15 protein-coding genes are annotated in these 15583 nt (G+C 34.6%); 5 read left to right on the top strand and 10 right to left on the bottom strand.

Annotation, left to right across the window (positions count from 1 at the left end; all coding sequences use genetic code 11):
- Positions 1-136: 136 nt before the first annotated feature.
- The gene (locus tag G4Z05_RS13120; RefSeq protein ID WP_163252284.1) at positions 137-2263 is read right to left on the bottom strand and encodes a bifunctional diguanylate cyclase/phosphodiesterase; all 2127 of its coding nucleotides are present in this window, start codon (positions 2261-2263) and stop codon (positions 137-139) included.
- A 193-nt stretch (positions 2264-2456) separates the two neighbouring features.
- On the opposite strand from G4Z05_RS13120, the gene G4Z05_RS13115 reads away from it, so the two are divergent.
- Together G4Z05_RS13115 and G4Z05_RS13110 are read left to right on the top strand one after the other, a co-directional pair.
- Positions 2457-2903, top strand: coding sequence for a YkyB family protein (locus tag G4Z05_RS13115; protein ID WP_163252291.1), 447 nt, complete (start codon positions 2457-2459; stop codon positions 2901-2903).
- Between the two features lie 214 nt (positions 2904-3117).
- Positions 3118-4275, top strand: a complete 1158-nt coding sequence (locus G4Z05_RS13110) for an aminotransferase A (RefSeq protein ID WP_163252283.1) — start codon at positions 3118-3120, stop codon at positions 4273-4275.
- Between the two features lie 20 nt (positions 4276-4295).
- Here G4Z05_RS13110 and G4Z05_RS13105 read toward each other — a convergent pair whose 3' ends face one another.
- The 6 genes from G4Z05_RS13105 to glpK all read right to left on the bottom strand — a co-directional run bounded on the left by G4Z05_RS13105 (position 4296) and on the right by glpK (position 11429).
- Positions 4296-4481: a hypothetical protein gene (locus G4Z05_RS13105; protein ID WP_163252282.1), complete on the bottom strand. Its 186-nt coding sequence runs from the start codon at positions 4479-4481 to the stop codon at positions 4296-4298.
- An 82-nt stretch (positions 4482-4563) separates the two neighbouring features.
- A complete protein-coding gene (locus G4Z05_RS13100; protein ID WP_163252281.1) occupies positions 4564-5442 on the bottom strand; it encodes an NAD(P)-dependent oxidoreductase in 879 nt (292 codons plus the stop codon).
- Positions 5443-5758: 316 nt separating this feature from the next.
- Entirely contained in the window at positions 5759-7471 is a 1713-nt protein-coding gene (gene ptsP / locus G4Z05_RS13095; RefSeq protein ID WP_163252280.1) for a phosphoenolpyruvate--protein phosphotransferase, read from the bottom strand.
- Complete coding sequence (locus G4Z05_RS13090) at positions 7471-7737, bottom strand: phosphocarrier protein HPr (RefSeq protein WP_038540613.1); 267 nt, start codon at positions 7735-7737, stop codon at positions 7471-7473. The genes ptsP and G4Z05_RS13090 overlap by 1 nt, the downstream gene beginning before the upstream one ends.
- A gap of 375 nt (positions 7738-8112) precedes the next feature.
- A complete protein-coding gene (locus tag G4Z05_RS13085; protein WP_163252279.1) occupies positions 8113-9783 on the bottom strand; it encodes a glycerol-3-phosphate dehydrogenase/oxidase in 1671 nt (556 codons plus the stop codon).
- Positions 9784-9938: 155 nt separating this feature from the next.
- A complete protein-coding gene (gene glpK, locus G4Z05_RS13080) occupies positions 9939-11429 on the bottom strand; it encodes a glycerol kinase GlpK (protein ID WP_163252278.1) in 1491 nt (496 codons plus the stop codon).
- Positions 11430-11679: 250 nt separating this feature from the next.
- Here glpK and G4Z05_RS13075 point away from each other — a divergent pair, with 250 nt between their 5' ends.
- Complete coding sequence (locus G4Z05_RS13075) at positions 11680-11871, top strand: YkvS family protein (RefSeq protein WP_038540604.1); 192 nt, start codon at positions 11680-11682, stop codon at positions 11869-11871.
- A 58-nt stretch (positions 11872-11929) separates the two neighbouring features.
- Here the strand turns inward: G4Z05_RS13075 and G4Z05_RS16550 are convergent, their stop codons facing one another.
- Positions 11930-12046, bottom strand: a complete 117-nt coding sequence (locus G4Z05_RS16550; RefSeq protein ID WP_231315211.1) for a DUF6254 family protein — start codon at positions 12044-12046, stop codon at positions 11930-11932.
- A gap of 129 nt (positions 12047-12175) precedes the next feature.
- On the opposite strand from G4Z05_RS16550, the gene G4Z05_RS13070 reads away from it, so the two are divergent.
- Positions 12176-12790: a CPBP family intramembrane glutamic endopeptidase gene (locus tag G4Z05_RS13070; protein ID WP_163252277.1), complete on the top strand. Its 615-nt coding sequence runs from the start codon at positions 12176-12178 to the stop codon at positions 12788-12790.
- 104 nt (positions 12791-12894) lie between these two features.
- Here the strand turns inward: G4Z05_RS13070 and G4Z05_RS13065 are convergent, their stop codons facing one another.
- On the bottom strand, positions 12895-13242 hold the full coding sequence (locus G4Z05_RS13065) for a hypothetical protein (protein WP_163252276.1): 348 nt from the start codon (positions 13240-13242) through the stop codon (positions 12895-12897).
- Positions 13243-13438: 196 nt separating this feature from the next.
- Between G4Z05_RS13065 and G4Z05_RS13060 the strand changes: the two genes are divergently transcribed.
- Positions 13439-13963 carry a hemerythrin domain-containing protein gene (locus tag G4Z05_RS13060; RefSeq protein ID WP_240465388.1) on the top strand — a complete coding sequence of 175 codons (525 nt, stop codon included), beginning with the start codon at positions 13439-13441 and terminating at the stop codon, positions 13961-13963.
- A gap of 35 nt (positions 13964-13998) precedes the next feature.
- Here the strand turns inward: G4Z05_RS13060 and G4Z05_RS13055 are convergent, their stop codons facing one another.
- On the bottom strand, positions 13999-15501 hold the full coding sequence (locus tag G4Z05_RS13055; RefSeq protein ID WP_163252275.1) for a PAS domain-containing sensor histidine kinase: 1503 nt from the start codon (positions 15499-15501) through the stop codon (positions 13999-14001).
- Positions 15502-15583 lie beyond the last annotated feature (82 nt).

Below are 15583 nucleotides of genomic sequence, written 5' to 3'. Positions count from 1 at the left end.
CAAAAATGGTATAATAATTGACCCCGTAGGGGTCAAATTAAAGTTAATATAGACCAAAAATTGCTTAAAATTTGAAAAGGCATTTCGAATTAAGTTTATTCGGAATGCCTTTTGTCTACAATCTGAAATCCTTATATTAGATAAGGATTTTTTTCATTTGGCTGCTACACAAAAACATTTTCTCCAGCTCATCAACTGGAATAGGCTTTGAAAAATAATACCCTTGAATTTTATGACAACCTGCATTTCTAAGAAATGTAACTTGTTCTTTTTCTTCCACACCTTCCGCAATCACTTCTAAACCAAGACTTTTGCCCAAATGAATAATGGTAGTAGTAATCGCAGCATCTTTTTCATCAGACAAAATTTCTTTTATGAAGGATTGATCAATTTTCAACCCGTCAATCGGAAATCTTTTTAAATAATTTAAAGATGAAAAACCAGTTCCAAAATCATCAACAGAAATATAGATCCCCAATTGTTTTAATTTGAATAATATGGGTGCCACTTCTCTTGTATCATGCATGACTCCTTCAGTTATTTCAATTTCTAATGACGATGGGTTTATGTTATATTTTTCAATCATTAATTGTATAAATGGAACAAGATTAGGTTGATTCATTTGTTTAGGTGAAATATTTATCGCAATCCGAATATCATCAATTCCCTTTTCATACCAAGTTTTTATTTGCTTACAAACGCTTTCTATTACCCAATTTCCAATCGAAATGATCATACCTGTATCTTCTGCCAATGGAATAAAAACATCTGGGGAAATATGACCAAACTCATGATCCTTCCATCTGAGTAAAGCCTCAAAGCATTTTGCTTCTCCATTTTCACAATTTATCTGTGGCTGATAATATAAGACAAGTTCATTTTTTTCTATTGCCTTACGTAAATGTGTCTCTAGAGTCACGACATTAGTAATAACGGAATTCATATCCGTACAGTAAAACTGATAATGAGCTCTTCCTTTTTCCTTAACTCGGAAAAGAGCTTCATCAGCATTTTTAATTAATGTTTCCGGATCTTTACCATCATTGGGAAACATGCTAATTCCGATACTTGGTGAAATAAAGTATTCATGAGAATTTAAATAAAATGAATGTGAAAATATAGAAAAAATTTTAGAGGCAAAACGGCTTGCTTCACTTCGATTTGTATGTAAGAGGAGTATGGTAAATTCATCCCCACCTACTCGATAAACAAAGCAGTTATCATTCTGAATTTGTAGTAAGCGGCTTGATACTTTTTTTAAGATTTCATCACCAGCTAAATGTCCTAATGAATCATTTAGGTATTTAAAACGATCTAAGTCAATAGAAAATAAGGCAAATTCACATGAATCATTTGTTTTTACATAAATTTGTTCATTTAAATGCTCAAGAAGCGCTCTCCTATTTAATAGACCAGTTAATTGATCATGAAAAGCCATAAATTTAATCATTTCCATATTTTTTGCCTGCTCAGATAAATCCTTAAAAATAACATACAAACCTTTAATTTCCCCATTGACGATAATCGGTACCGTTTTTATATGTACGATGAGAAGATGCCCTTTTCGATGAATCAATTTACAATCCATATTTTCCAAGGCATAGCCAGAACAAGTTTTATCTAATAACTGCCGAAACTTGTCCAAATCACGGTCATCGATCATATCATAAATCGAACGAATGGTCATTTCCTTTTCAGTGTATCCGGTTAATCGTTCTGCTGCAGGGTTGGCCTCCATAATTTTTCCTGATGTACTTAAAGTAAAAATCGCATCCAAATTATGATCTACAATCGATCGATATCTCTGCTCACTTTCCATAATTCTCTTTTTCTCCATTGTCCGTTCAGTTATATCTCTAGTAATGGCGATAATATACCTGATGGAATGTTCATTATCAAAAATAGGAGTTAAAATGGTTTCACCATATACTTCATTTCCATCCTTATTAACAAGACGATCATTAAAAATAACAACTTCTTTTGTATTCAATAACTGTTCATACATTTTCTGAAGAAAAAAGGCCGCTTCAGTGGAAAGTGCTTCTTCAAAAGTCTTACCAATGGATTCGATTGAAAGGTTCGCTTTTTTCATACCCGTTTCATTCATAAACAAATAACGAAATTTTGGCCCCTCTTCAACCTTCATAACAAAAACCATATCTTGAATATGTTGAAAAATAATTTCAAAAATAATTTTTTGAATTTTAGGACCAGCCTTACCTGATTCTAATTCTTTTGTTAAGAAATGATTATATTGTTTCATTTGCACATCCTCAAGTAAAAGAATTCTCATTTTTGTCACTTTTTCTTCTTTTATTACTATTTTACAATGAAATTAACGGTGAAAGAAGTAACTTATTTCTATTTTCATTATGAATCGGTATAATATAAATGTCTGAATAAATAGAAAGGAGAACCCAATTTTGAATTCCGACCAAAAAATTCCCCAAAAAAAAATGAATCTTACCATTGAAAACCTCGCTCAAGCAGTCTTTATTGTTAATCGACATGCGAAGACCGCACCGAATCCCAAATATTTATATAAATTGAAACAAGAATCATTAAAAAAACTCATTAACGAAGGAAGAGCCAAAAAAATTGGACTTCATTTTTCAAACAACCCAAAAAATAGTCAACAGCAATCAGATGTACTAGTAGAATGTGGGGGGTATTTATTTCATATTCCTCCAACGAAAACAGATTTTATTAATCTTCCACACCTAGGTAAATTGGACGGGCATATCAGGAATCCTAAAGCAAAACTCTCACTAAATGCTGCCAAAGCTATGTTACAATCCTATACTGGGATTACAAACCAAGAGTCCTCTCCTTCGAATCATCGCTATAAATCCCGAGCCTATCAAAAACCTATCTTTAAAAAATTAGGCGAAAGGTACTCGTAAATCAAAAAGGCTGATCAATTCAGCCTTTTGTTATGCTTCTTATAACCGAACAGTAAAATTAGCCACAAATTCTCCAATTATAGAAAATCAGCCCTAATAACGCAAATCAAATTCATTATCCTTTAGGAATATTTACTTTTATTAAAATTTTGTTATCATTTAGACTATCTTTATGAAAACTAATCTAATTCCTCACTGGAAGGATGTGCAAATAATGGATCATTTAATTAACCCTAGAGTAAAAAATATTGAAATATCTGGTATTAGGAAATTCTATAATATGGTTTCACATACTGAGGGACTTATTTCATTAACGATTGGACAACCTGATTTTCCTACACCGGAACATGTTAAAAAGGCGGGTATTCTCGCTATTGAAGATAATTTCACCTCATATACTCATAATGCTGGTACACTAGAATTAAGGAAAGCTGCCTGTGATTTTATGAAAAGTAAATACGGACTTAACTATATCCCGGATTCTGAAGTGATTGTAACAATGGGGGCGAGTGAAGCGATCGATATTGCTTTTCGGACTATTTTAACTGACGAAGCTGAAGTTTTGCTTCCAGGACCTGTTTATCCGGGTTATGAACCAGTTATACGTATGATGGGAGCAGTTCCAATATATATCGATACCCGTAAACACCAATTCCGCTTTACATTAGACGTTATTAAACCTTATATTACGAAAAAAACCCGATGTATAGTCCTCCCTTACCCTTCCAATCCAACAGGAGTCAGTCTTACTGAATCGGAACTAAAAGAACTGGCTGATTTTCTAAGAGATAAAGAAATCTTTGTGTTGGCCGATGAAATATACAGTGAACTAACCTATGACAGGGACCATACATCTATTGCTCAATATTTAAAAGATAAAACGATTTTAATAAATGGGTTATCTAAATCCCATTCTATGACCGGTTGGAGAATTGGCTTTTTATTTGCTCCTGAAACAATTACACAACATATTTTAAAAGTCCATCAATATAATGTTTCCTGTGCAAACTCTATAGCACAAAAAGCCGCATTTGAAGCCCTTACGACTGGGAAGAATGATGCTAATAAAATGAAAATAGAGTATCAAAAAAGAAGAAATTATGTTTATCAACGGTTACAAAACATGGAACTAGAGGTGGTTATGCCTGAAGGGGCGTTTTATTTCTTTGTAAAAATCCCAGAAGAAATGGGATTAAAAAGCTTTGATTTTGCCCTCGATTTGGTTAAACAGGTGAAAGTAGCCGTTGTACCCGGAAGTGCATTTTCAGAATATGGGGAAGGCTATTTTCGCTTGTCATTTGCCTGCTCAATGGATACTTTAGTGGAAGGCCTAGATCGGATCGAACAATATTTTCAAAAAAATCCTCGCTAATAAGAGCGAGGATTTTTTTCTTATGGATTCATCCCTTTATATTTCCCATTATTTTTTGCAGCATTTACTTTTTTCTCTTTATCACGACGAATTTTATTTGTATCAGTTGCACCCATTTCGTGTGCAAATTCAGCATTTATCACAGCGGAATCAAATCCTTTTTTGTTTTTCTGCTGAGGATCATTTTTCTTCGTTCGTTTCGCCATAACTATCCCTCCTTTACACGATCGTTAATAGTTTCAAGAATCTTAGAGGGAATTATTCTTACCAGTTATGGCCATTACCATTTTATTCTTTCCAATACTTATAAAGTGCTTGTGTCCCGCTGTTTTCTTCTCCCATTTCTACTAATTTCTCATATAACGATTTCGCTAATGCTAAACCAGGTAATTCTATCCCCATTTTTTCCGCTTCATCTAAAGCAATTTTCATATCCTTGATAAAATGTTTTATGTAAAAGCCAGGTTCAAAATTCCTTGCCAGCATTCGAGGAGCAAGATTGCTTAATGACCAGCTACCTGCAGCCCCTGTTGAAATACTTTTTAATACATTTTCAGGATCTAGACCTGCTTTTTCTGCATAAATAATGGCTTCACAAACACCGACCATATTAGATGCAATCGCAATTTGATTACACATTTTCGTATGTTGCCCCATCCCTGCAGTTCCTTGATACACAATGTTCGTACCTAAAAGCTCTAGTATAGGGCGAACCACGTTAAAAGCCTCCAAATCTCCACCAGCCATAATGGAAAGTTTTGCTTCTCTAGCCCCAATATCTCCACCCGAAACAGGTGCATCAATGGAATATATTCCTTTCTTTTTTGCCTCTTCATAAATTTTTTCAGCAAGGGATGGGGAAGATGTAGTCATATCAATAAAATAGCTTCCCGATTTTCCATGTGTAATTAAACCTTCAGGTCCTAAATACACTTCCTCGACGTCTGACGGGTAACCGACCATCGTAAAAATGACGGATGACTTTTCAGCAACCTCTTTCGGATTGTTCACCCATTGGGCTCCTTGATCAATCAAATCCTTTGCCTTTTCTTTCGTACGGGAATAAACAATTAATGGATATCCATCTTTTAACAAATGACCTGCCATACTTTTTCCCATAACCCCGGTTCCAATGAAACCAATTACTGTATTCTCAGGTGTTAACATTACCTTCTCTCCCCTTCCTATTTTTTTCTATTTTATCATTAATCATTGAATTTTGATTAAAAAAGTACTATGCCCATTGGTGCCTATGTATAGCCGACTCCCAAAAGCGATCGTTTTCGATCGTACTTCTTTTCCTATTAATAACTTCCTTATTGTGCCCTTTAACTATAAAAGAAATGAGGAGTTAGAAGCTATTATATGTTAACTGAGCATTGGATGAAATGTGAAGGTGTCTCACATCAACTGTAATTGCACGAAACAATCTAGATGATTCTAAAAAAACTAGGGACTGAAAAATCAGTCCCTAGTCATAAAATTATTTTATTCTTTTGTTAATTGCTTCTACCACTTGTTCGGTAGTTTGCATATTCAATACTTCTTGTGCAAGCTGTTCCATGTCAGATTTTTTCAAACCTTTTATAAGTGAACGAGCTTTCAAAATGGATGTGGCACTCATGGAGAATTCGTCAAGCCCTAATCCTAACAGAACAGGAATAGCCGTTTCATCCCCTGCCATCTCACCACACATTCCAGCCCATTTTCCTTCTGCATGTGCAGCATCAATGACCATTTTTACTAATCGAAGAATGGATGGACTATATGGTTGATATAAGTAAGATACACGTTGGTTCATGCGGTCGGCAGCCATTGTATATTGAATTAAGTCATTCGTACCAATACTAAAGAAATCTACTTCCTTCGCAAATTGGTCGGCTAACACGGCTGTTGATGGAATTTCAACCATGATACCAAGTTCAATGTTGTCAGCTACTTGTTGACCTTCCGCAATTAACTTTTGCTTTTCCTCTTCAAGAATCGCTTTAGCTTCTCTAAATTCATTTAGTGTTGCAATCATAGGGAACATAATTTTTAAATTCCCATAAATGCTTGCACGTAATAAAGCGCGGAGTTGAGTGCGGAATATTCCTTGTTCTTCTAAGCAAAGACGGATAGCCCGGAATCCTAAGAATGGATTTAACTCTTTAGGTAGCTGTAGATATGGTAGTTCTTTGTCCCCACCAATATCTAATGTACGCACAACTACTGGTTTTCCATTCATTCCTTCTAATACAGCTTTGTAAGCTTCAAATTGTTCTTCCTCCGTAGGAAGCTGATCTCTACCCATATAAAGGAATTCCGTACGATACAGTCCTATACCTTCACCGCCATTATCAATTACACCTTTTAAATCATTAGGAGTACCGATATTAGCAGCTAGCTCGACATGATGACCATCAGCAGAAACCGTTGGCTCATTTACAAGCTTGGCCCACTCAGATTTTTGTTTTTCATAATCTTCATGAACTTTCTTATATTGATCAACAAGCTCAGGGGTTGGATTAATATGTACCTCACCTTTTAATCCATCTACAATCACAAAATCGCCATTGTTAATTTCTTCTGTTGCTGTTTTTGTTCCAACAACCGCAGGGATTTCCATTGAACGAGCCATAATAGCTGAATGTGATGTACGTCCCCCAATATTGGTGGTGAATCCTTTTACATATTGTTTATTTAATTGTGCAGTGTCTGATGGAGTTAAATCATCAGCAACAATGATAACTTCTTCTGAGATCATGCTCGGATTAGCCAATTGAACACCTAATAAATGAGCTAAAACCCTCTTAGTTACGTCACGAATATCTGCAGCACGCTCTCTCATGTATTCATTATCCATTTGTTCAAACATGGTAACGAACATATCTGCAGTTTCTTTAAGAGCTGCTTCAGCATTTACATTTTCCGATTTAATTTTGTCTTCAATCGGGGTATTCAATTCTGGGTCATTTAACACAAGGAGATGGGCTTCGAATATAGCCGCCTTGTCTGCTCCCAATTCTTGTTCTGCACGCTCACGAATCAATTCAAGTTCTGATTTAGCTTTTGCCATAGCTTGGCGGAAACGCTCCACCTCAGCCGTTGAATCTTCAACGGTCTTCTTTTCAAAATTCAAATCTGGTTCCACCAAACGATAAGCTTTTGCCATGGCAATACCATTTGATGCAGCAATACCATTTAAAAAAGTCATTATTCAGCCAATCCTTCTTTTTTCAATGTTTCTTCTAAGCTGTTTAGTGCTTCAGCTGCATCGCTACCTTCAGCAGTAATCTTGATGTCTGCACCTTTACCAATTCCTAGTGACATAACACCCATAATAGATTTTAAATTAACAGTTTTACCTTTATATTCCAAATTAATTTCAGAATCAAATCTGCTAGCTGTTTGAACTAATAGTGTAGCTGGTCTTGCATGGATACCAGTATCTGCAATAACCTTGAATTGTTTTTCTGCCATTATTCATCAAACTCCTTTTTAACTTTTATTAATAGATAAAGTAGGTAAATAAAATTAAATGCTTGCTTTTTAAAAATATCCAAAATAGCTAGTTTAGTCAATAAAGTCATTAACTAACTAAAGTACTAAAATTTATGTTTCCCAAAAAGCAAACAATCATAAGGGGTTTTATTTATCTACTATTTATGAAATAAAAAACAATACAAAAAGTAGAATAGCATTTTCTTCATTTTCAATCAAATATTTTTTATTCTTCGTTCACAAAAACGTCAATTTCATTCAACTTCTTTAAAATTCAACCAAAATAAACCAAGACTGTCTTTAAAGACAGCCATAGTTTATTTATTATATGAATAAATTATTTTTGAATATAGGTTAGTGTGGTTCTTGTTGATCTACAGGAATTACTGCCGCTTTTAAGGCTTTTTCGACGGAGGAAAAATACATTTCCTTTTCTAGTTTAGTCCAATTAAATTTGTCAGCCATATAAGAAACAATTTGCGTTTTCCACTTATAAACGGATTGAATATCAAATAATATTGCACTCGTCCGTCGATAAAAAAAATCGAGTGGCAATGCAATCATTTCATGTTTTACTGCATAGATAAGTTTTGCAAATAAATCTAATGGAAGGTTATAGTATATAGCATCTTCATAATTCTGTTTTAATAGCTCATAAACGATATCAATATTTGATCCATATAATTTTGCTAAATTTTCCGCTTCATTTCGAGTTAATCCAAGCTCTAATCCTTTAACCACTTTTTTTGAAATAAAGGATGGAAAATGTGCAGATCCCCCTACTTTACCTCCTGATATTGGTATATCTTTCGTTTTACATGCAGGAAATGTTCTCCCTTCTTCTTTAACAAACTGATTTGCTAATAAATTAACCACCCGCTCAGCCATTTTTCGATACCCTGTCAATTTCCCGCCTGCGATTGTAATCAAACCTGAATTAGACTCCCAAATTTCATCCTTTCGAGAAATATCAGATAGATCCTTTCCTTCTTCATATATTAGGGGACGAACTCCAGCCCAGCTAGACTCAATATCACTTTCAGTTATTCCAACATCTGGAAATACATAATTAATGGCATTGATCAAATACATACGGTCAGCAATTGTCATATAAGGATTTATGGCCTCTGCATTAAAAAATGTATCAGTTGTTCCAACATAAGTTTTTCCATCTCTCGGAATAGCAAAAATCATTCTACCATCAGGAGTATTAAAATAAATTGCTTGTTTTAATGGGAATCGAGACTGATCGAAAACCAGGTGGACACCTTTTGAAAGCTTCAATGTTTTTCCTTTTCTTGAACTGTCCAGATCCCTTATATTGTCTACCCAAGGACCTGTAGCATTTACAATTTTTTTGGCTCGGACTTCATATACTTCTTTAGTCAATTGATCTTCGATCTGTGCACCAATAACTTTACCATTTTCATAGAGCAATTTTATAACCTTTGAGTAATTGCAGGCAATTGCCCCCATTTCAAATGCAGCCTTCATTACCTCAATTGTTAATCTGGCATCATCTGTCCGATATTCTACATAATAGCCTCCACCTATTAAACCTTCTTTTTTGATTAATGGTTCTTTAGCCATTGTCTCTTTTGGCGATAACATCATATGCCGCTCTGATTTCTTTACGCCAGCAAGAAAATCATAGACTAGTAACCCGATAGACGTACTTATTTTCCCTAAGCTCCCCCCTTTATACAAAGGCAAGAGCATCCATTCAGGCGTAGTAACATGAGGACCGTTTTCATAAACAATCGCCCTTTCTTTTCCAACTTCAGCCACCATTTTTACTTCAAAATTTTTTAGATAACGAAGTCCCCCATGCACTAATTTTGTTGACCGGCTTGATGTCCCAGCAGCGAAGTCCTGCATTTCTACAAGAGCCGTTTTCATCCCCCTAGTAGCAGCATCCAAAGCGATTCCCGCACCAGTTATCCCTCCACCTATTACTAAGACATCAAAATATCCGTTTTTTAATGTATTTACAATTTCTTTACGATTCAGATTAGAAAAATGCATCCCAAATTCCTCCTATACTATTTAATATGCTGTTTAACGGTGATGAGAAATAAAAAAGAGACCAACATAAACATCATCAATCCGATAATGTTTTGTGGTCTCCACTTATGAATTTATATTAATTTTGAATGAATTTACTTTATTTGTCTTAAACGTTATTTAAAAGCCTTAGCTGCCATTACCGCCTTTTTCCACCCTTCATATAAGGAAGCTCGTTCCTCTTCAGCCATTTTAGGGTCAAACCGTTTGTCTATCTTCCACATTTTCGAAATTTCTTCCTGGCTGTTCCAGAATCCTACTGCAAGCCCCGCCAAATAGGCTGCCCCGAGCGCTGTAGTTTCATTTACAATTGGCCTTTCAACTGGAACATTTAAAATATCACTCTGGAACTTCATTAAGAAATTATTTTTTACTGCCCCACCATCGACACGAAGTGTTTTCAATTGAATTTGTGAATCAGCTTCCATCGCGGATAATACATCCCGTGTTTGATAAGCAAGTGATTCAAGCGTAGCGCGAACAAAATGCTCCTTTGTTGTTCCACGGGTCAACCCAAATACTGCGCCACGGACATCACTATCCCAATAAGGAGCACCTAAACCAACAAATGCAGGAACAACGTATACACCGTCCGTAGAGGCTACCTTTATCGCATAATCTTCACTATCCTTTGCCTTTTTAAACATCCTTAATCCATCACGTAGCCATTGAATCGCCGAACCTGCTACAAAGATACTGCCTTCTAGTGCATATTCTATTTTGCCATCTACCCCCCACGCAATCGTAGTTAACAAACCATGTTTTGACCGAACTACTTTTGCTCCTGTATTCATTAACATAAAGCAACCTGTCCCATAGGTATTTTTTGCCATACCCTCTTCAAAACATGCTTGACCGAATAATGCTGCCTGCTGGTCACCAGCAATTCCCGCAATCGGAATTTCTTTACCAAAAAATAGAGAATCAATAGTCTTCGCGTATATTTTAGATGAAGGATGGACTTCTGGAAGCATTGCTTTAGGAATATCTAAAATCTCTAGTAAATCATCATCCCATTTGAGATCAAAAATATTAAACATTAAAGTCCGAGATGCATTAGAATAATCGGTCACATGTGCCTTCCCACCGGAAAGCTTCCAAACTAGCCATGAATCAATGGTACCAAACAATAATTTGCCTTTCTCGGCCATTTCACGAGCACCTGTTACATGATCTAAAATCCATTTTATTTTAGTTCCTGAAAAATAAGCATCAATAAGCAAACCTGTCTTTTCACGGAAAATATCATCATAACCTTGTTTTTTAAGTTCTTCACAAATTTCATTTGTTTGTCTCGATTGCCACACAATTGCATTATAGATCGGTTCACCTGTTTCTTTATTCCATACAACTGTTGTTTCTCTTTGATTCGTGATTCCAATTCCAGCAATTTGCTCTGGTTTAGTACCTGATTCAGAAAGCACACTCACAATAACAGAAAGGATGGATCCCCAAATTTCATTTGCATTGTGTTCCACCCAACCTGGTTTCGGGAACAATTGAGTAAATTCTTTTTGTGCCGTATGAACGACTTCACCTTTTTGGTTAAAAAGAATGGCTCTAGAGCTTGTGGTACCTTGGTCCAAGGATAAAATAAACTTTTCCATCACTTCACCCACTTTGATTGAAATCTGCCATAAAAGAAAAAATGATTCACAACAAATAATCCAATCGTTGAATCTTTGTGTGAACCACCTAAATCTCAAAAAAACTGAATCATTAACTTGGTAACTTCATAATATTAATATATGAAAACGGTGTCAATATTTTTACCAAAATCCTTTACGAATTGGGAAAAATGGTGCAAACTGTTATTTAAATAGTTTAAAAGTTTTTTTAATAAAGGAGAGAGGCTAATTGAAAAAAGCAGAGGTAGGAAATATTATTGAATTCCGCGGTGGCCTGCAAGGAATAGTAGAGAAAGTGAATGAAAATTCCGTGATAGTTGATTTAACATATATGGATAATTATCGTGATTTAGAGTTAGAACAAAGAACTGTAGTCAATCACAAAAATTATAAAATCATAAAAGATAACGCTTTCAAATAAGCGAGCTTAAAACATACTTTTATTTAGAAAAGGCAGATATTTATCTGCCTTTTCTTTCTTACTCAACTTGAGTATCCTCTGCTAATTCTTTAAAAGATTTAACTTTACCATGAGGTTTTTGATCTTGCTTTCTAATTGTCTGTTCCCTCTCTCTTTGCCTTTTTGATTTACTCATTTTCTTCACTCCTTTCAATGCTATTTTTTTCATTTTTTGATATTCTTATTTAAGCAATCGGTTAAAATGTTCTTGAAAATTACTTTAAATAATCCGAGACATCTTAATTCATAAAGGAGTTTTAGAAAAATGAAGAAACTAATTTGTGACTCGAAACTATTAACCGGGTTGATTCTTGCACACGTTCTTCTTTATTTTTCGTTCAATGACAAATCTATTTTTTGGTATATTTTTTCCGGGTCCATCCTTGCCCTCATTATTTTCACCATGTTAAAAGGAGAGATGGATGATCAACTTTCTATCCCCCGTTCAATTGGCTGGGGGGTTATTACCGGATTACTTTTGTATTTTATATTTTGGGCTGGATACCATTTCCTTGAGTTCATTGACTTTTCATTTCGTAAGGAGATTAGTCGTTTATATAAATGGTTTGCCCCTTCATTATTTTGGCAATATTTATCTTTAGTATTTGTAGCTGCCCCTGGAGAGGAACTTTTCTGGAGAGGATTTGTACAGAAAAGGCTGCTTCATTCCCTTAAACCAATACCTAGCATTCTGATAGGGGCATTCCTATATGGGTCAGTCCATATCTATTCTGGTTCATTGTTACTCATTTTTGCAGCCTTCCTATCCGGACTCGTATGGGGTGTCTTATATTTTTGGAAAAAAAGTATGCCATTGGTGATTGTATCGCACATTATTTTTGATATCATGCTGTTTATTGTTGCGCCATTACCATGGTGATACAGCCATCTAATTGAAATAAATGGTTTTGAATTCCAATATGTAGGTTTTTTCACAAAGGATAGAAAAAAGAAGATAAAGCAACTGGTTAAGTATGTGAGTGGCTAGCTTATTTTCTCTAAGAGAACAGCGGAGGAAAGTTCATCTTTTCTACTTGATTTCATTAATGATGAGGCTAATGCAATAGCTTGATCCATGTTTTCCATATTAGCCGAACAATAGTAAGGTTTTTTCCAATTAAAATCACCTTCATCATTTGCTGGATAAATACTCACTTTCCAATGAAAGTAAATCTTAGACTGTGGAAGCTGTACCCCTTCTACGGCAATTAACCAATGTGTGTGGGAAGATTCAGAAAAACTAACATACGTATCTTTCAATATTTTCAAATCGTTTCGTCCAATCGGGATTAATGCCTTTTGATAGAAATCATGGTAATTAGGGGTTTTCATATTTGCCCTCCCTTTGTTTCGATTTATTTATATTATATTAAACTCACTTCCATTTATTGTCTTACAATGACTAAAAATTTTCTAAAAATACAATTTTATTTTTACTACATCATTATTTGTTGATTTGTGATTTCTGTCACTACATTTTGTCATAACTACCCTTATACTTGAAGCAAAATATGTTAGAGGTGAAATTATGAGCGGATGTATGAGTGCATTTGGAGGAATGCCACCTGCTGAACTGAGTAAAGGTTTAAAGCAATTAAAAGAAGAACACCTCCCCCTTTTGGAGCAATTAGACGGATTATTCCGCTTAACAAAGAAAATTGATCAAGATGAAAGTATTTTGACTAATTTCACTAACCTATCTAAGAAAGTAAAAGAATTTCAAAAAGCTCTAGATCCTCATTCAGAAAAGGAAGAAGGAATATTATTCCCTATGATGGGGACATACATTGGTACGACATCTGGGCCAATTGCTGTAATGGAATTTGAACACGATCAGGCAAAATTAAAAATTAAGACATTTCTTGAGAAGACCAATAACAACAATCATTCTCCCGAAGAAATGAAAAATCTAAGTGCTTTAATACAAGAAGCCTATTTTATCTTAACTGAACATTTTGCTAAAGAAGAAAACGTATTGTTTCCAATGGCGGAAAGAATACTGTCAGATGAGGAAAAAGAAAAATTATATCAAAGAATTCAAGAAGTTAAGTAAAAAGGATGGACTAGCCATCCTTTTTCCATTAATTCCTATTTATTTTTTGCGATTGGAAGAGTGATTTCCACAGTTGTACCAACTGATTCAGTACTATAAATTTTAATTTTTCCGTCAAAGGAATCAATGATTCTTTTACAAATAACTAATCCAAGACCAGTTCCAGTAGCTTTTGATGTATAAAATGGTTGGAAAATTTTTTCTAGATCTTCCTCTGGGATTCCCTTCCCATTATCAATGATTTCAAGTTTACATTCCTGTTCCATTAATTGAAGTTTTACCTGTATTATCCCACAACGTTCAATTGATTCAAACGCATTTTTTGTTAAATTTAAAATGACTTGTTTCATTTGGTCTTTTGCACATTTGACCATGACAGGTTGATCCGGAAGTAACCATTTACACTCAATATTATGAGCATTCGCTTCCGACACAATTAATGGTTTTAACTCATTAAGCGTCTCGATTATATTTACATTGTTCATCATTTGAGCAGTGGGTTTGCCAAGAATTAAGAACTCACCAACAATTTGGTTGATCCGATTCAATTCTGAATTTATTACATTAAAATAATATTGGTCCTCTTCTTCCGTATATTTCTCACTTAATAGTTGAATGAATCCCTTTACCCCTGTTAATGGATTTCGTATTTCATGCGCAGTACTTGCTGCTAAAGAACCAACTAATTCAAGTTTATGTATTTCATTTTCCTTTCTTTCTTTTTTAGTCTTCATTCTAAGCATTATGTATTCTATGAGCAGATAAAGAACGTGAGTAATAATAAGTATGATGAAAATTATTTGACTAATAGCTATTCCTAATTCTGATAAATCACGGTCAGCAATTTTGACTTTAATGTTCCATGGTAAATGATTCATTGGCAAAGTTACCCAATCTGTTTGTTTATATATTTCATTACGATCAACATTCATCTCTAGAATGGGTTTATCTTCCCCATTTACTACATAAAGCTTCGTATCTGGTGTGAGAACTTTCATGACATTTTTCATATAATCAATTCGCAGATCAGCAACTAGTATTCCTTTTAACTCGTTTTTCTCATCAAGAACAGGAGTTGCTAAACCTATTACAAGTTGGTTGTTTCTCAGAACTTCTTTATGGTCTGAGATAATAATATCTTTGGCTCTAATGACTTCCTTAATAAATGGAATTTCTGAAAAGTTTTCTTCCGTCCTAAGTGGTACGGTACCCGCCATTAAGTTTCCTTTCGAATCTAATAAATAAAGACCTCCATATCTTGGGTCATTTTGATTCACTTGAACTAATAATGGTTCCATTTTCTTAGGGGAATCGAGGTTTTCTCGTGCGGAAATTGAAAGAATTTCTAGGCTTGTCACAGTTTCGCTGATGAATTGATCCCATTGTTCTTTATAAATTGAAGCGATCCACTTTGCTTGATTTTCTCTTTTATAATCATTTTCTTTTAAAATGTCTAAACCAAAATAGAGTCCTAGAAAAAGAAGCGGGATTATAACAATGGTCAAATAAAGATAAAAATTTCCTTTAAACCTTCTCATATGACTACCTCAAACATCATTCTGTCACATACTTTTTTATTATAACATCTGTTTTTCTCCATTTGTCAGAGAAATTCCTTTC

The sequence above is a fragment of the Neobacillus thermocopriae genome (genome assembly GCF_010975035.1).
Classification (GTDB): Bacteria; Bacillota; Bacilli; order Bacillales; family Cytobacillaceae; genus Neobacillus; species Neobacillus thermocopriae.
Note: the sequence above shows the minus strand (reverse complement) of the source record. Positions and strands in the feature narration are given on the sequence as shown.